Annotated in this window: 16 protein-coding genes; 5 read left to right on the top strand and 11 right to left on the bottom strand. The window is 66.9% G+C overall.

What is annotated here, in order from left to right:
• Window positions 1–73: 73 nt before the first annotated feature.
• The 5 genes from CHU93_RS12550 to CHU93_RS12570 all read right to left on the bottom strand — a co-directional run bounded on the left by CHU93_RS12550 (window position 74) and on the right by CHU93_RS12570 (window position 6,182).
• The gene (locus tag CHU93_RS12550; protein WP_094474514.1) at window positions 74–877 is read right to left on the bottom strand and encodes an SDR family NAD(P)-dependent oxidoreductase; all 804 of its coding nucleotides are present in this window, start codon (window positions 875–877) and stop codon (window positions 74–76) included.
• Complete coding sequence (locus tag CHU93_RS12555) at window positions 874–1,557, bottom strand: NnrU family protein (protein ID WP_165768728.1); 684 nt, start codon at window positions 1,555–1,557, stop codon at window positions 874–876. The genes CHU93_RS12550 and CHU93_RS12555 overlap by 4 nt, the downstream gene beginning before the upstream one ends.
• Window positions 1,558–1,600: 43 nt before the next feature.
• Entirely contained in the window at window positions 1,601–2,896 is a 1,296-nt protein-coding gene (locus CHU93_RS12560) for an amidohydrolase family protein (protein WP_094474518.1), read from the bottom strand.
• On the bottom strand, window positions 2,893–4,311 hold the full coding sequence (locus CHU93_RS12565) for an amidohydrolase (protein ID WP_423825909.1): 1,419 nt from the start codon (window positions 4,309–4,311) through the stop codon (window positions 2,893–2,895). Before CHU93_RS12565 ends, CHU93_RS12560 begins: the two co-directional genes overlap by 4 nt.
• Window positions 4,312–4,379: 68 nt before the next feature.
• A complete protein-coding gene (locus tag CHU93_RS12570) occupies window positions 4,380–6,182 on the bottom strand; it encodes a peptide MFS transporter (protein ID WP_094474521.1) in 1,803 nt (600 codons plus the stop codon).
• An 81-nt stretch (window positions 6,183–6,263) separates the two neighbouring features.
• Here CHU93_RS12570 and CHU93_RS12575 point away from each other — a divergent pair, with 81 nt between their 5' ends.
• Window positions 6,264–7,499 (top strand): metal-dependent hydrolase family protein, encoded by a 1,236-nt coding sequence (locus tag CHU93_RS12575; RefSeq protein ID WP_094474523.1) that lies wholly within the window; start codon window positions 6,264–6,266, stop codon window positions 7,497–7,499.
• Between the two features lie 32 nt (window positions 7,500–7,531).
• A complete protein-coding gene (locus CHU93_RS12580; RefSeq protein ID WP_094474596.1) occupies window positions 7,532–8,110 on the top strand; it encodes a nitroreductase family protein in 579 nt (192 codons plus the stop codon).
• Between the two features lie 6 nt (window positions 8,111–8,116).
• Here the strand turns inward: CHU93_RS12580 and CHU93_RS12585 are convergent, their stop codons facing one another.
• The 6 genes from CHU93_RS12585 to CHU93_RS12610 all read right to left on the bottom strand — a co-directional run bounded on the left by CHU93_RS12585 (window position 8,117) and on the right by CHU93_RS12610 (window position 13,647).
• On the bottom strand, window positions 8,117–8,857 hold the full coding sequence (locus tag CHU93_RS12585) for a GIN domain-containing protein (RefSeq protein WP_094474525.1): 741 nt from the start codon (window positions 8,855–8,857) through the stop codon (window positions 8,117–8,119).
• 56 nt (window positions 8,858–8,913) lie between these two features.
• Window positions 8,914–9,456, bottom strand: a complete 543-nt coding sequence (locus CHU93_RS12590; RefSeq protein ID WP_094474527.1) for a hypothetical protein — start codon at window positions 9,454–9,456, stop codon at window positions 8,914–8,916.
• Window positions 9,457–9,484: 28 nt separating this feature from the next.
• Window positions 9,485–9,988: a CarD family transcriptional regulator gene (locus CHU93_RS12595; protein ID WP_207759275.1), complete on the bottom strand. Its 504-nt coding sequence runs from the start codon at window positions 9,986–9,988 to the stop codon at window positions 9,485–9,487.
• A 337-nt stretch (window positions 9,989–10,325) separates the two neighbouring features.
• Window positions 10,326–10,664, bottom strand: a complete 339-nt coding sequence (fdxA, locus tag CHU93_RS12600; protein WP_086115145.1) for a ferredoxin FdxA — start codon at window positions 10,662–10,664, stop codon at window positions 10,326–10,328.
• Between the two features lie 70 nt (window positions 10,665–10,734).
• Window positions 10,735–11,067 (bottom strand): RNA-binding S4 domain-containing protein, encoded by a 333-nt coding sequence (locus CHU93_RS12605; RefSeq protein ID WP_341476585.1) that lies wholly within the window; start codon window positions 11,065–11,067, stop codon window positions 10,735–10,737.
• A gap of 3 nt (window positions 11,068–11,070) precedes the next feature.
• Window positions 11,071–13,647 (bottom strand): helicase-related protein, encoded by a 2,577-nt coding sequence (locus tag CHU93_RS12610; RefSeq protein ID WP_243375649.1) that lies wholly within the window; start codon window positions 13,645–13,647, stop codon window positions 11,071–11,073.
• A 341-nt stretch (window positions 13,648–13,988) separates the two neighbouring features.
• On the opposite strand from CHU93_RS12610, the gene CHU93_RS12615 reads away from it, so the two are divergent.
• Genes CHU93_RS12615 through CHU93_RS12625 form a run of 3 tightly spaced genes read left to right on the top strand, consistent with a single transcriptional unit; the run spans window position 13,989 to window position 16,690 of the window.
• A complete protein-coding gene (locus CHU93_RS12615; RefSeq protein ID WP_094474533.1) occupies window positions 13,989–15,512 on the top strand; it encodes a M23 family metallopeptidase in 1,524 nt (507 codons plus the stop codon).
• A gap of 37 nt (window positions 15,513–15,549) precedes the next feature.
• Complete coding sequence (locus CHU93_RS12620) at window positions 15,550–16,212, top strand: class I SAM-dependent methyltransferase (protein ID WP_243375651.1); 663 nt, start codon at window positions 15,550–15,552, stop codon at window positions 16,210–16,212.
• A gap of 49 nt (window positions 16,213–16,261) precedes the next feature.
• On the top strand, window positions 16,262–16,690 hold the full coding sequence (locus CHU93_RS12625; protein ID WP_094474535.1) for a DUF3429 domain-containing protein: 429 nt from the start codon (window positions 16,262–16,264) through the stop codon (window positions 16,688–16,690).
• The last annotated feature ends 3 nt before the right edge of the window (window positions 16,691–16,693 follow it).

The raw sequence follows: 16,693 nt of genomic DNA on the forward strand, positions 1-16,693 counted from the left end.
ATCCAATCGCGCCCTAGCGGCAAAGTGGCCAGCCGCCAAGGGAAAAACGACGCAACCGTCCCCGGCAGGCCGGTCAGCGTGCCACCTTGGGGGCCATGCTGGCCATCAGCTGGAAACAGGCGTCCGGATCCTGGCGCTTCAGGCCAAGCAATTGCATCTCGGCCGCCCCGTCCCGGCCGACCGGGATTTCCGGCACATTGCCCACCACCCCGGCGATGATCTGCTCGGCCGCCTCGTGGATGGAAATGCCGCCATCCACGGGATCATCGCCGGCGCCCTTCTGGCTGCCATCGGCGGTCAGCGCATTGGCGCCGATGCCGGTCGCGACAAAGCCGGGGGTGAGCACGTGGACCTGCACGCCATATTGGGCGATCTCGGCCCGCAGCGCATCAGACCAGCCGACCAGCGCATGCTTGGCCGCGCAATAACCGGTGCGCAACGGCGAACCGACCTTGCCGGCCACCGAGGCATTGTTGATGATGCGCCCCTGGCCGCGCTGCACCATTGCCGGCAGCACCAGCTGGGTCAGCCGCAGCGGCGCGAAGAAATCCACCTCCATCAGCGTGCGATAGACTTGGAAATCCGTGTCCAGCCCCAGGCTGCGCTGGGAGATGCCGGCGTTGTTGACCAACCAGTCGATGCCGCCGGTTGCCGCTTCCACGCGCGAGACGATGGCCGGCAGGGCATCAAGATCGGTCACCTCAAACGCCTCGACGATGCTGCCGGGGCATTCGGCCGCCACCGCATCCAGCGCGGCCTGGTTGCGGCCCGACAGCACCAGCCGGGCGCCCCGCTGCGCCAACGCCAGCGCCAGCCCCTTGCCGATGCCCGACGAGGCGCCGGTGATCCAGATGGTGGTGCCTGTCAGATCGGTCATTGCAGATAACTCCAGCCAGCAGCGGGCACGCCGATCAGCATCGGATGCGCCCAGAGAATGAGACCCCACAGCACAAGGCCGCCCAAAACCGGCACCAGGCCGGGCCACAGCGCCGACAGCGGTTGCCGGCCGGTCAGGATGGCCAGGAACGGCACATGGCTGGTGCGGGCCATGTGGGCGGCATAGGATGGGTTCTGGCTGCGCTTCTTGCCATCCTGCATGGCAGAGCCAACCAGCGCCAGCGTGCCGACGCCGCCAGCCAGCACGATGGTGCGCGGATCGGCCGTCATCAGGATGTGCACCCCGGCCCAGATGGCAAAGCTCCACATCATCGGATGGCGGGTGATGCGCTGCATGCCCTTGGGATCGCCCTTCACCCCCGGCATCATCGCCGGGTTGGGCGCGCTGACCGATCCGACGAACAACATGCAGGCGACAGCCATGGCGATCAGCACCGGCAGATAGGCGCCGGCCGGCGTGTCCCACAGCCGCTCCTTTGGCATTTCCCGCCACAGCTGCACCGCGCTGCCGAAACTGACGAGCGCGACCAGCGAATAGAGGATGGCAAAGCCCTTCTCGCCAATGCGCGCCACCAACGGCGCGCGCAGCGGGTGGGACAGCAATTCATGGCTGACAACGAACAGGCCGACCAGCAACCCCAACAGCAGCAGATCCGACACGATGACCCTTTCCCCTCCGGTCGCCCGCCACCGGGCGCACCGCTCAGCGGGGATATTGCAACGGCAAATCGGTGCGGCCAAGGGCCTTGTAACGATTGGCCAGCTCGGTCTGGCGGCTGGTCATCGGCTGGGTGACACCATCGATATAGACGGCGACCGGCGCGCTCTGCAGCTCCAGCGGATCGCCATCCCAGATCACCACATCAGCGCGCTTGCCCACCGCCAGCGTGCCCAGATCGGCCAGCTCCATGATTCGGGCCGGATTGGCGGTGATGGCGGCCAGCGCCTGGCCCTTGGTCAGGCCCTTGCCGCCGGGCACAAGCCCCTGCGCCACGGCGTTGCCGGCATAGGCAGGCAGGTTGAACGGCGCGGTGCCGCCGATACCGCCCAGCGCGCCCAGCGCTACCGTCACCCCGGCCGCCTGCAGATGGCCGATGTTGTTGCGGCTGGCGGCCAGCGATTCGAAATCGTCGGGCAGATCATAGAGGCTGTGGGTGATCACCGGCACGCCGGCCTTGGCGATCTCGCCCGCCACCAGCCACGCCTCGCGCGCGCCCACCAGAACCGGGCGCATCGCCGGATATCGACCCTTCAGCTTCAGCACCTCCGAAATGTCGCTGGCGCGTTCGACATGGATCAGCAGCGCCTGCCGGCCATCCAGCACCGGACCCAGCGCCTCGGCATCCAGCCGCTTGGCCAGCGATCCCGAATCCTGCCCACGATCAAACAGGGCCGGATTGGCGGCATAACGCTGGGCTTCGGCCAGCATGTTGGCCAGCTGCGCCCAGGCGGCGGGGCGGGACCCGCCGGCCAGCCGCGCGCCGTTTTCGCCCATCTCCATATATTGCACCGCGCGCGCGCGCGTGAGGGTGGGGCCAGTGGCAGACAGGCTGATCACCGCACCCTGCCCGCCAAAGATGGTGCTGGCCGAATCGGGCACCACCACCGCGCGGGTGATGCCGCCCAGCCGGTTGACCGGAATGTGCATCGATCGCGGGTTGATGGCGGTGGACATGTCCAGCGCGGCCGAAAAGGCCGATTGGCGCGCCGCCGAGTCATTCGATTCGCGCACGCCATTCACTTCCGACAGGCCCACATCGCTGGCCGCGGCGATGATGCCGGGGGTGACGATACGTCCCCTGGCCTCCACCACCGTTGCGCCGGCCGGCACGGGCAGGCCGGCGCCAACCGCCGTGATGCGGCCATTGTCAAAGATCAGGGTGGCGTTGGCGATCACCGCATCGCCCTGGCCGGTCATCAACGTGGCGCCGGTGATGGCGGTGGGGGCGGCCAGCGCCGGCGTGGCGGCCAGCGCCGCCGTCAGGAGCAGCCGCTTCATTTCACCTCTCCCACACCGGGTTGGCCCAGTTCGAAATCCGATGTCGGCCGCCGCTTGGGATCACCCCAGTCATACATCAGGGCGCCATCGATCCACACATTCATCGGCCGGGCATAGACGCTGAACGGCTCGGCCGACCACAGCACCACGTCCGCAGCCTTGCCCACCTCCAGGCTGCCGGTCTTGTCGGATATGCCCAGGCCCTTTGCGGGGTTGAGGCTCAGCCAGGTCCAGGCGGTTTCGGGCGGCACATTGATCCCCAGCCGGCGGCCGGCCGCCAGCGCCTTGCTGGCCTCCTGATTCAGCCGCTGGATGCCGTTCTCATCGTCGCTGTGCACGATGGCGCAGGCCCCGGCGTTGTGCACCAGGGCGATATTCTCCTTGATGCCGTCAAAGCTTTCCATCTTGAAGCCATACCAATCGGCCCACATCGCCGAGCAGATGCCTTCCGCCTTCAGCATGTCGGCAATCTTGTAGCTTTCGACCGCGTGGTGGAACGTCGTCACCTTGTAATTGAACTCGCGCGCCATGCTGATCACATTGGCCATCTCGTCGGCGCGATAGCAGTGGTTCTGCACCAATATCTCGCCGTTCAGCACGCCCATCATCGTGTCCAGCGCCAGCTCGCGCCGCGGCGCATCGGTGGGCTTGGCGGTGCCGGCCTGGGCTCTGCGGGTATAATCATCCCAGCGTCGCTTGTAGGCGGTCGCGTCTGACCACAGCTGGCGGGCATAGGCGATATTGCCCATCCGGGTGGAGGGCATCTGGTTGCGGTTGCCATAGACCCGCTTGGGATTCTCCCCACAGGCCATCTTCAGGCTGTAGGGCGCGCCGGGAAACTTCATCTCCTGCACGCTGCGGCCATAGACGGGCTTCAACGTGGTGCCGCGCCCGCCAAACAGATTGGCCGATCCGGGCAGCACGTGCAGCGCGGTGATGCCGCCGGCCAGCGCCCGGCTGAACCCCGGATCCTGCGGCCACACGCTGTGTTCGGCCCACACCTCAGGCCGGGCCGGGCTGGTGCCTTCATTGCCGTCGCTGTGCGCCTCCACGCCGGGGCTGGGATAGACGCCCAGGTGGCTGTGGATGTCGATGATGCCGGCCGTCACATATTTGCCAGTGGCATCGATCACGGTGGCGCCGTCGGGAATGGCAACCGCGGCACCGATTTCGGCCACCTTGCCACCGTCCAGCCGGATCATGCCACCATCAATGCGGTTGCCGGCACCATCATAGATGGTGGCGCCACGGATCACCGTGGTCCGGGCCGGATATGGCTTGTACTGGCTGGGCCAGGGGTCTTTCGGCGCGGCGATGATTTCGGGCGGCGGGGCCGGTGGCGGCGGCGGGGCCGGCTTGTCCTTCGCGGCGGCCGCCGTGGCCAGCGCCACGGCCATCACAACATATGCACGCATCACCATCGTCCCCTGTTGGCCATCATGGTGGGCCAACAGGGGAGGCGTGGCAAATTACGCTGCGGCCATCATTTGACGCCGTGCATCAGCTTCTTGAGCAGCGGCGACAGCAGCAGCAGCACGCCGCCAATCGCTGCGGAGGCGAGGCCGATGGTCTGGAACACCTGGGTATAGGTGTCGAGGCTCACCTTCAGGTTGGTCACCTGACCGCCCACGGTTTCCACGCTGGCCACCTGCGCCACCAGCCCGCCGACATATTGCGCACAGGCGATGGAGACGAACCACAGGCCCATCATCAGACCGACGACACGGGCGATGGACAGCTTGGTCACCATCGACAGGCCGACGGGCGAGATCATCAGCTCCGCCATCGAATGGATCAGATAGAGGCCAGCGAGCCACCACAGGCCCACCTTGAAATCATCGCCGGCAAACTGGCTGCCCCACACCAGGAACAGGAAGCCGCCGCCCACGCCGGCCAGCGCCAGACCGAACTTCACCGGAATCCCCGGCTCCAGCCCACGCCGGCCCAGCGCCTGCCACAGCATCGAAAACAGCGGGGCCAGCATCACGATGAAGATGGCGTTGAAAAACTGTGTCTGTCCCGGCGAGATTTCAAACAGCCCAAACACCGACAGATCGGTGTTGCGCGCCGCAAACAGCGTCAGGCTGGAACCGGCCTGTTCAAACAGCGTCCAGAACACCACGTTGAACACGATCAGCACGATGGCGGCCAGCATCATCTGCCACTCCTGCCGGTTGCCATAAATGACAGACCAGATCGGGATGAACACCACGCAGGCCAGGAAGGTGCCGAACAGCACCTTGCCCAAAATGGGCAGGCCCATCAGATAGCCGACGAAGCCAGCGCCTTCGACCGGCGGCGGCGCGGCCATCAGGTTGGTGAACAGGAACCACACCAGCGGCACAAAGGCGATCGCACCCAGATAGATCGGGATGTCGCGCTTGGGCGCATTGGCCGGCGGGTCGCCATAACCTTCCAGCTTGGGCCCGGAGAACTGGATCAGATACCAGCTCAAGGCCATCCCGCAGGCCGCCAGCAGGAAGCCGGCCCACCAGCCCACCTTGTCGGCCAGCACCGGGCACAGCAATTGGCTGCCCGTCGAGCCCAGGTTGATGCCCATGTAGAAGATGGTGAAACCCGCATCCCGCCGGCTGTCGCCCTTGGCATAGAGACTGCCGACCATGGTGGAGATGTTGGGCTTGAAAAAGCCGTTGCCGATGGTGACGGCCGACAGGCCGAGCAGCATGATGGTGACGAACAGCGGATCACGGTCACCGCCGGCTTCGAACCCGCCCTTGGCCACCCGGCGCGCTTCGCTGCCATCGGCGGCCAGCAGGCTCACGCTGCCATCCTCATTGCCCTTGATAGTCAGATCCTGGCCGGCGACGCTGATGTGCTGCACCTTGTCGTTGCCGCTGGTCACCAACGTCACGTCGTATCGCTGGCCATCGATCTTGGCCCAGGGCTTGGCCGCCTCCCCGCCAAAGCACAGGGTGAAATAGCCCAGTGCCATCAGGATGGCGCCGAATTTCACCGCCTTTTTCGACCCCAGATAATTGTCGGCCAAGAGGCCGCCGACCAGCGGGGTGAGATAGACCAGCGCGGTGAAGCCGCCATAGAGGCTGGTGGTCGTGCTGTCGGAAAACAGGAAATGGTTGGCGAGATAGAGCGTCAACAGCGCCCGCATGCCATAATAGCCAAAGCGTTCCATGGCTTCGGTGGTGAACAGCCGCGCCAGCTGCGCCGGATGCCCGAACCATTGCGGACGGGTATCAACCACGCCGCCTGTCTTGCTTTCGCTCAAACCCTGTCTCCCTCGCGCCGCTCCCTGCCCAGGCGGCTTCATGCCATGGTGATAGCGGGGCTGCGCCCGCTCGCCAAGCGCTGCAGGCTTGACGGGCCGGCGGGGCCGGCGTCTGCTTGGGCCATGCGCACACTCGTCACCGCCCTTTTCGCCGTCATCGCGTCACCAGCCGCCGCTGCCCCCGTGCTGCTGCAGCCTGATCGGGTGTGGGATGGGGAGGCGATGCACAGCGGCTGGCAAGTGCTGGTCGATGGCCAGCGGATCGTGGCAGCAGGGCCCAATCTCGCCGCGCCCGCCGATGCGCAGCGCATCGCCCTGCCCGGCCAGACGCTGCTGCCCGGCTTCATCGAAGGGCACAGCCATCTGCTGCTCCACCCCTATGACAAGACCCCGTGGGACGATCAGGTGCTGAAGGAAAGCGAGGCCTATCGAGTCGCCCGCGCCGTGACCCATGCGCGCGCAACCCTCATGGCCGGCTTCACCACGGTGCGCGATCTCGGCACCGAGGGCGCCGGCACCGCCGATGTCGGCCTCAAGCGCGCCATCAACGAAGGTCATGTGCCGGGCCCGCGCATGATCATCGCCACCCGCGCCATCGTCGCACCGGGCAGCTATGCCCCCAAGAATGACGCTTGGGCTGTGCCGCAGGGTGCAGAGGAAGCGGATGGCCCCAATCTGGTCAGCGCCGTGCGCCGGCAGATCGGCGCCGGGGCCGATTTGGTGAAGCTCTACGGCGATTATCGCTGGCGCCCCGGTGAAGGCAGCCGGCCCACCTTCAGCCAGGCCGAGATCGCGGCTGCCGTTGCCGCCGCCCACGATGCCGGCCGGCCGGTGGCGGTGCACGCCAACACCGCAGAGGCCATGCGCCGCGCCAGCGCCGCCGGGGTGGACGTGATCGAACATGGCGGCGAAGGCGATGCCGCCACCTTTGCCCTGATGGCGAAGAACCGCACCGGCCTCTGCCCCACCCTGGCCGCCGGCGAGGCCATTGCCCGCTATCGCGGCTGGAACGGGCAGGAGCCTGCACCCGCCGATATTCAGGACGATCGCGCCGCCTTCCAGCTGGCGCTGAAGGCCGGCGTGCCGATCTGCATGGGTGGCGATGTTGGCGTGTTTGCCCATGGCGAGAATGCGCGCGAGATGCTGGCCATGGCGAAGGCGGGCATGGGCAACGCCGGCGTGTTGGCCGCGGCGACCGCCGGCAATGCCCGGCTGTTCGGCCTCGCTGATCGCGGCCGCATCGCGCCGGGGCTGCTGGCTGATCTGGTGGCGGTGACGGGGGATCCACTGGCCGATCTCAACGCCGTCACCCAGGTGCGCCTTGTCATGAAGGGCGGGGAGACGGTGCGCCGCGATTGACTGGCCGGCCCAGCCGGCTATGCGCCATGGCCATGGACGCGTTCAACGATCGATCGACCCCCGCCACCCTGTTGGCCACCCGCCGGTCCGGCAAGGCGCGCGACATGATCGCGCCGGGGCCGGACGCCGAACAGCTGGCCGCCATCCTGGCCGCCGCCGCGCGCGTGCCGGATCATGGCAAGCTGTTCCCCTGGCGGTTCGTCGTGGTGGAAAACCGCGCCGCCTTTGCCGAGCGGCTGCTGGCCATCTATCGTGCCGGCAAGCCGGAGGCCGGCCGGCTGGAGCTGGAGGCGGTTGTCCAGTTTGCCACCCAGGCCCCGTGCCTGGTGGTGGTGATCGCCAGCCCGAAGCCCAGCCATATCCCGCAATGGGAACAGGAGCTTTCGGCCGGCGCCCTGTGCCAGAATCTGTGCCTTGCCGCCCATGCCCATGACTTTGTCGCCAACTGGCTGACCGGCTGGGCGGCGTTTGATCCGCAGGTGCTGGCGCTGTTTGGCGGTGCCGCGCCCGAACGCATCGCCGGATTTTTCTTCATCGGCCGCCAGGCCAAGCCACTGGAGGAACGGCCGCGCCCTGACCTCGCTGCCATCACCAGCCGCTGGCCGGGCTGAACCCGATCAGTTGCAGCGGATTGTCCCGCTTCCCGACGACCGGCTGGTGCAGCGCGCGCCACCAGTGACCATGATGTCTCCAGACCCTGAGCTGCGTGCCGACACCGTGCCGGTGGCCCGGATGCTGACATCCCCGGACCCGGACGTGGCAACCGTGGCCCCCGTGCAGCCCAGCTTGGCCGCATCAAGATCGCCGCTGCCCGACAGGCGGGCATCCAGATTGGTGCAGCGCCCAGCGACCGCCATGTCACCGGAGCCGGACAGCGCCGTCGTCACCGTTTCGGCGGTGATGCCGCCCACGGCCATGTTGCCGGAACCGGAAATGCTGGCCGACAGCGCCCGCGCCTGCACGGCCGGCACCGCCAGATTGCCGGAACCGCTGACGCGCAGCGCGACATCGCCGCCAGCGCCGGCCTGATCCGCCACCGCCACATCGCCCGAGCCCGACACGGTGACCGCCGCCAGCGCCGGCAGGCTGATCATCAACTGCACATCCTTGCTGCGCAGCCGCCAGCCCTGCTGCTTGCGGCCGATCCGCAGGGTGGTGCCCTCCTGCCGGACCTGCAGCTGGTCAAGATCCGCCGTCTCGCCGGAGGCCACCACCGAAAAGCCGCCCTTGCGGATCAAGGCGTCGTCACTGCCCTCGATGATGACATGGGTGAAGCCGGTGTTGGGAAAGCTGCGCTCCGCCGCCAGGGCCGGCGTGGCGATCAGCATGGCAGCGACAAGCAGGGCGGTGCGGGTCATGGGGGCCTCCGTTGTGTATTGCTTGTTTAATACACCGATTGGCGGCACCCGGCAAGTCAACGGCGCAAACCGGGCAGATTCAGGCCGAAAATATTGATTTCAATGACGAAAAAGCAGACAATCCAGATGGCGGCATCAAAGAAATCCAGCCAGGCCCCATCCCGCCACCACAGCAGCGCGCACAGGAAGGTGACGAGATACAGGGTCCAGCGCAGGGCGGAGCGGCCGAAGCTGCGGGCCCCATCGGGGCGGAAGAGATCAACCCAGATCAGCACCGAAATCGCCAGCCAGGCGGTGGCGTTGGCAATCTCCACCGGATCGCGGATGCTGACATAATGCGCCAGCGCGAACAGCGCGCAGGCATAGCCGGCCAATTCGGCCGCCAGCGCGCCCGGGCTGATGCGGGTGAGGGCGACACCCTCGGCCAGCCGCCCGGTTTCCCATTCGAACACGCCGAGGATGATCACCCAGCCGATCTGATCGATGGCCTTGGGCGCCAGCCAATCATCAGCGGCCCACATGAACACGCCGACATTGGCGAGCAGCGCCACATAGACCAAGGCCTTGAAGGCCTGGAACCAGTGCAGACTGCGCGTCAATGCCGGCGTTGGATCAGGCAGCAGCCGGTCAGGCCGCCTTAAGAACCTGTTCGATCTTCTGCTGGGCGGCCGGCTCGTCGATATTCTCCATTGCGGCCAGTTCACGGGCCAGGCGGCCGATGGCGGCTTCATAGATTTGCCGCTCGGAATAGCTTTGCTCCGGCTGGTCCTCGGCGCGGTGCAGGTCGCGCACCACTTCGGCGATGCTCACCAGATCACCGGAATTGATCTTGGCTTCATATTCCTGGGCACGGCGCGACCACATGGTGCGCTTGATCCGCGGCTTGCCCTTCAGGGTGGTCAGCGCCTCGTTCATGGTGGCCTGGCTGGACAGCTTGCGCATGCCCACGCTTTCCACCTTGTTCATCGGCACACGCAGGGTCATCCGCTCTTTCTCGAACCGCAGCACGAACAGATCGAGCGCGATGCCGGCGATTTCCTGGCTCTGGATCTCCACCACACGGCCAACGCCATGCTTGGGATAGACCACATAATCGCCCACTTCGAAACCGAGCGTCTTGGCCATTGCCATGTCTTGCTGTTCCTCGCTTGTACCCGGCCCGATGGTCCGAAGCGGGCACCGCGCCAAGGCTAGGGGCCCTGCCGGCGATGCACCTGATATGACCAACAGACCTGCCTGCTCCACCACCTGAACTGGCCCGCTGCCCGCCCGGCAGGTGGGCGATGCGGCAACGGAACCCGCGAAACGAACGACGGGTGACCGCCATTCACATTTCCCGAATAGCACGGATTTGTCACAATTTCCACATGACTCGGCCACCGGGTGCCATTTTTGCGGCACCGCGGTGGCCGAAATCACCACCCTTGCGGCCAGTTCGGCCACAAGATCGTCATTTCGGGCCGGGCGCTTAGGAGCCCTTGCCCGGATTGGCCGAGAAATATTTGTCGAACTTGCCGTCTTCGCCCTTGTGCGAATCGGCATCATCCGGGGTCTCACCCTTGATGGTGATGTTGGGCCACTGCGCCGAATAGGTGGCGTTCAGCTCCATCCACTTTTCCAGGCCACCCTCGGTGTCGGGCAAAATGGCTTCGGCCGGGCATTCCGGCTCGCACACGCCGCAATCGATGCACTCGTTCGGGTTGATCACCACCATGGTCTCGCCTTCATAGAAGCAATCGACCGGGCAGACTTCAACGCAGTCCATATATTTGCACTTGATGCAGGCTTCGGTGACAACGTAGGCCATAAAACTCCCCTCACGAAGGCGCGAGGCGCCCCTTCAGACTGGTGGACAACCCCTGTTTTGCCTGCGCGCCTTAGGCGAGGGCCAAGCCTTCTGGCAAGGGGTCATGTTGCGCAGCCATCGTCACAGCCTGCCGTCCGGGCGTGAGATCGGTGTAGAAACCCCGTGCTTCAACATAGGGGCCGCGCCGTTCGGGCAGGCCTTCCACCCTGACCACGATGATCTCGTCACCGCGCGGCCAACTGAGCACGCTCCCGGCCCGCACCAGCGCCGAGGCACGATCGACCACGCGGCCATCGATGCGCAATCGTCGGCTTTCGCACAGGTCCTGAGCTTGGGATCGTGATGGCGCGAGCCGCGCGAACCACAGAAACTTGTCGAGCCTCAGGCCTGCACCGTAAACCAAATTCTACCTGCCTTTCATCGCTGCCAGGATCGCGAAGGGTGACGCGCCATTCCGCCCGGCATCGGGACTGGCGGCTTCAGTGGATTGGCGTGTCGCGGCCGGCCGCGCACCTTGGTCACGGCCAGCCCAGGCAAACTGGGTGGCGCCATCGACCAAGCGCGGCCGATAACCCAGGGCGCGCAGCAATCGCGCCAGGCCATCGTGCGACAGGCCCAGGCTGGTGGCCCAGGCCGGATCCGGCATGAACGGGGTGCGGCCGTTGCGGCGATCGTGGATATGCCGGGCCAGCCGATCGACCATGTCGATGCGCACGGCCTGCGGCCCCACCCGCCAGAAACCGGCTACGGCGAGAAATTCTGGCGAGAAGCCATCGCTGGCGATGCTGACCCTGCCGGGCGCCGGCGCCGCCGGCAGTTCCGCCAGGTCCTGCGCCACCGCCCACAAGGCCAGGCGCCAGCGCGTCGGTTCTGGCCGCAGCAGGGCGGGCACGAACACATGTTGGGGTCCCAGCCGCACGCCGAGCCGCGCCAGCGCCTGCCGGTCCGCCCGGGTCAGGCCGGCCAGCTGTTCGGCAAGGGGGGCGCAATCCAGCACGCCCAGCGCCGCCACCAGCTGCACACCGAGCCCGCGGGCTGGCGGCGACAATTCGCCGTGCAGCTGCGCGAGCGTGCACAAGGGCGCCAGCACCCGGCCGGTCGCCTCGGCCACAAAGGCCTCCAGCCGCTGCTGGACGCGGCGCCGATCATCGGGGCCAAGGCTGGTCAACGCGCGGTCAAGCTCCACCCGTGGTGTCAGGGCATCGCGGCCCTTGCGCAGGGTAGCAACCCGGGCGCTTCGCCAGTGCAGATGCTGGCCACCCTTGCTGCCGGCAACCAGAGCGAAATCCCCAGCCGGGCTGTCGGCCAGCTGGCGGGCGCGGTGGGCCAGCTCGCGCACAAGATGGCGTTCCGCCGCTGCCAGCAGCAAGCGCTGTTCGCCCGCCCGCGCCGCAGCATCGGCGGTGAAGCGGAACCCGTCGAGGCGGCCGATCACTTCGCCATCCACAGCAACCGCGCCATCGGTTTCGATGGCCACCAGCGCATCCGTGCCGCGCGCCTTCAGATCCTTGAGCAACACTGCGGTGCGGCGATCGACAAAGCGCTGGGTCAGCGCCGCATGCAGCGCATCAGACAAGCGGTCTTCCAGCGCCCGGGTGCGTTCGGCCCAGGTCGCGGTGCTGTCCACCCAATCGGGCCGGTGGGCGATGTAGGTCCAGGTGCGCACTGCGGCGATGCGGTCGGCGATTGCCTCGAAATCGCCGGTCACCCGGTCAAGATGCGCAATCTCGGCGGCGATCCAGGCCGCTGGCAGCCGGCCATTGCCTTCGGTGAGGTGGCGGAACACCCGGGCGACCAGCCGCGTATGCGCTTCGACACCAGTCTTGCGGTAATCGGGCAGGCTGCAGGCCTGCCACAGGCGGAACAGACCCCGTTCGCCCAGCAGCCGGCTGCCAGCCCGTTCCATCACCCAAGGCTCGCCGGCCAGCCGCTTCAGCACCGCCAGATCGAGGGCATCATCGGCGCGCACCAGTTCCGGGCGGGGCGGGCGGGCATCCATGGTGGCCACAAGGCGCGGCAGGCTGGAAAAATCGAGCGCATGGTTGCGCCAGACCAACTGGGTCAGCGGTTCAAAGCGATGTGCCTCCAGCCCTTCGATTTCTTCGGGGGAAAAGCTGCATTGTTCCTGCGCGCCAAGCTGCACGGTGCCGAAGGTCCCGTCGCGCTGGTGGCGGCCAGCGCGGCCGGCGATCTGGGCCATTTCTGCAAGCGTCAACCGCCGCTGGCGCTTGCCGTCAAACTTGCCCAGACCGGCAAAGGCGACATGGGCGATGTCCATGTTCAGACCCATGCCAATGGCATCGGTGGCGACCAGATAATCCACTTCGCCCGATTGATACATCGCGACCTGGGCGTTGCGGGTGCGGGGCGAAAGCGAGCCCATCACCACCGCCGCCCCGCCCTTTTGCCGGCGGAGCATCTCGGCAATGGCATAGACCTCGGCCGCGGTGAACGCGACGATGGCCGTGCGGCGCGGCAGGCGGGACAGCTTCTTCGGGCCGGCATAGGCCAGGGTGGAAAAGCGCGGCCGGGTGATGATCTCCGCCTCGGGCAGCAGCTTGCGGATCAGGGGCTTCAACGTTTCCGAGCCCAGGATCATGGTTTCGGCACAACCGCGCGCCCTGAGCAGCCGATCGGTGAAGACATGACCGCGTTCGGGATCAGCGCCCAGCTGGCCTTCATCGATGCCAACGAACGCCACCTCGCGGTCCAGCGGCATGGACTCCACCGTGCACAGGAACCAGCGCGCCTGGGGCGGCACGATCTTTTCCTCGCCGGTGATCAGCGCGACCTGGTGGGCACCCTTGGCCGCCACCACCCGGTCATAGACCTCGCGGGCCAGCAGGCGCAGCGGGAAACCCATGATGCCGCTGGCGTGGCCGCACAGCCGCTCGACCGCGAGATGGGTCTTGCCGGTGTTGGTCGGGCCCAGCACGGCCGTCACCTTGGCGGCGGAAGAGGGCGAGGCCGGACGCTGGATCACGCCGGCAAGGTGGCCCGTCGCCGGCCGGGCAGCAAGGGGCTGTGGCAATGGGAGCGCATGGGGCAACCGATGGCAATGACAGGGTCACTAACGGCAACCGGACCCGGTTTGCCCAAGAACGGCGTGAACCGCCGCTGTGTCACGAATGCCCGACGCACACGATCATGCGCATGAAGCTGACATAGGCCGATTCGCAACGCAAGGATCGTCGCCTCTGCCCGGAGCGGGCATGTAGACTTGTCCACAGCTTGTTGCGGAATTGACACGGCGACTCGGTGGCGGCAAACCACGCGTGGACCGTGGTGATCGGTCGACCACGGGGTGTTGGCAGGGGGTCGCACTTGTACCAACCCGAATATCAGCCGGCCTTTGGCGGCAGCGTTGCGCTGCCGGCGCCTGGCCGTCCGTTGCGCCGGGTGGCCGATGGCGTGGCACGCGCACTGGCCGATGAACGGCAGCGTCTGGCAGATGATCTTGCGGCGCTCCACCGGGCGACCACGGTTGGCGACGTTGATCTGGATCTGGGCACAGCGATCTTCACCCGGCGCTGGTGGATGAAGGCCGGCGCCTGTGCCGGGCTGGTGCTGGGGGCCGGCTGGGCGGCCTTGCAGGTGCAGCCGATCCTGCCCCTGCTGCCGCCTGGTTTCACGCCTGTGCAGTTGGAAGATGCCCGGCCGCACATGATTGCGCCATTGGCGCTTGGCGGCCGCACCGGCGCCGGCCCACGGGTGAATGCACGGCTGCTGCGGCCGCTGGCCGAACCACCGGAACGGCCGCGCGTGGAGCGCAGCGTTACCATCGGATCGCGCGGACTGGCCGCGGCACTGCGCAATGCCGGCGTGAGCAGTGGCGACGTCGCGGAGGTCACAGATTTGCTGGGCAGTGCCCGGCCGGGCGGCGGCGTGCGGGCCGAACTGGTGCTGGGCCGGCGCGAAACCAAGACCGTGCCGCGGCCGCTCGAAAGCCTGAACCTGCGCGCCGCCTTTGATCTGCGGGTGGAGATCAGCCGGGTGGAGGGCGCGCTGACCATCAAGCGCATTCCGATCAAGGTGGATTCAACGCCGCTGCGGCTGTCGGGGCCCGTGGGCAGCAGCCTCAATCGCGCCTTGCGCAGCGCCGGTATCCCGGCCGCACAGGCCGGCGAGTTTGTGCGCCAGATGCGCCATGTTGTCGATTTCCAGCGCGGCCTGGGCAAGAGCGACCGGTACGACATCATCATCGAGCAGGACCGCGCCGAGACCGGCGAGGTGCGCCATGGCAAGCTGCTGTTTGGCGCCATCATGCGCAAGGGCAAGACCCCGGTGGAAATCGGCCTGTTCAAGGGCGAATATTATCTGGGCAGCGGCGAAGGCGTGAAGAAGGGGCTGATGAAGACGCCGGTGGACGGCGCCCGCATGTCCAGCGGTTTTGGCATGCGCTTCCATCCGGTGCTCGGCTTTTCCCGCATGCACAAGGGTGTCGATTTTGGCGCCGCCAGCGGGGAACCGATCATGGCGGCTGGCGGCGGCACCGTCAGCTTTGCCGGCTGGCATGGCGGCCATGGCCGCTATGTGATGATCCGCCACAACAAGGAACTGGCCACCGCTTATGCCCATATGTCGCGCATCGCGGTGAAGCCGGGGCAGAGCGTGCGGCAAGGCCAGGTGATCGGCAATGTCGGATCCTCTGGCCTGTCGACCGGGCCGCACCTGCATTACGAGGTGTGGCTGCGCGGCAAGGCGGTGAATCCGGTGTCGCTGCGCTTCATTGGCGGTGCGGAGCTGTCGGGCCGGGCCCTGAACGAGTTCCAGCGGCAGATGAATCGCTGGCGCGCCCTGCCCACGCTGGGCAGCGCGCCCAAATCGGCAAGCAGCACAGGCGATTGACATTTTTTGGCCATGCTGGCCTGCCAGAAAACGGATCGTGCGTCAGATCCTGCCTGCCCTGATACTGCCGGCCCTGCTGGGCGCCGCCGCGCCCTTGCCGCGTCCGGCCCGGCCGGTGGCACCGATCATTTCACAGGCCTTTGGCAACGAGGCCGCACGCGACCGCCAGGGCGAGGCCAGCGATGTGCTGCGGATTGCCGGTATTCGGCCCGGCATGGCTGTGGCCGATATTGGCACGGGCGGCGGCTATTATGTGTTGAAGGCGGCGCCCATCGTCGGCCCGCAAGGCCGGGTTTATGCCCAGGACCTGTCGGCCACCGCGCTGGACCAAGTGCGGCAGCGGGTGCAGACGGCAGGTTACACCAATGTGCGGTATGTGCAGGGTCGGCAGACCAGCACGCGGTTGCCGGCAGCCAGCGTGGATGTCGCGCTGATGGTGCACATGTATCACGAGATCGAGCAGCCCTATCTGCTGCTCGACCGGCTGCGCGCCAGCCTGAAACCGGGCGGCAAGATCGTCATTGTCGATCTTGACCAGCCGTCCGAAGCCCATGGCATGCCCAAGGCGCTGCTGGTCTGCGAGGTGAAGGCGGTCGGCTATGAGCTGATGGGGGTGACCGACCTTGCAAGGGGCTATGTCGCGGTGTTCCGGCCGGGGGTGCGGCCGGATCCGGCCAGCGTGCGCGCTTGCCGGCCCTGACCAAATTGCCGCATTTGCCCTGCTGCAAGGGGCATGGCAGGGGGTGGGCATGACGATCCCCCGCGTTGTGCTGCTCTATGGCCTGGCCGGCCTGATCCCGTTTTTCGCGGCACCGCTCGGCACGATGCTGGCGCCCGATTTCCGTTGGCAGTTCAATGAGGCGCTGCTGTGGTGGAGCGCCATCATCCTGAGCTTTCTGGGCGGTGCCCGCTGGGGGGCGGCGGTGCAGGCCGATGCCCCCTCGCCCCGGCTGATCGGCCTGGCCATGCTGCCCAGCATTGCCGGCTGGCTGATCCTGGTGCTGGTGCCGGCCAACATGCGGGTGATCCAGTTCAGTGCGCTGGCCACGGCCCTGCTGCTGCACCTGCTGTGGGATCTGGCAGCCCGCGCCATGCCCTGCTGGTATGGCCGGCTGCGCATGGTGCTCACGGCCGGCGCGATGACCGCCTTGGCATGGCAGGCGCTGCTGCAGGGCTGACGG

Origin of the sequence: Sandarakinorhabdus cyanobacteriorum, from assembly GCF_002251755.1 — a bacterium.
Lineage (GTDB): Bacteria > Pseudomonadota > Alphaproteobacteria > Sphingomonadales > Sphingomonadaceae > Sandarakinorhabdus > Sandarakinorhabdus cyanobacteriorum.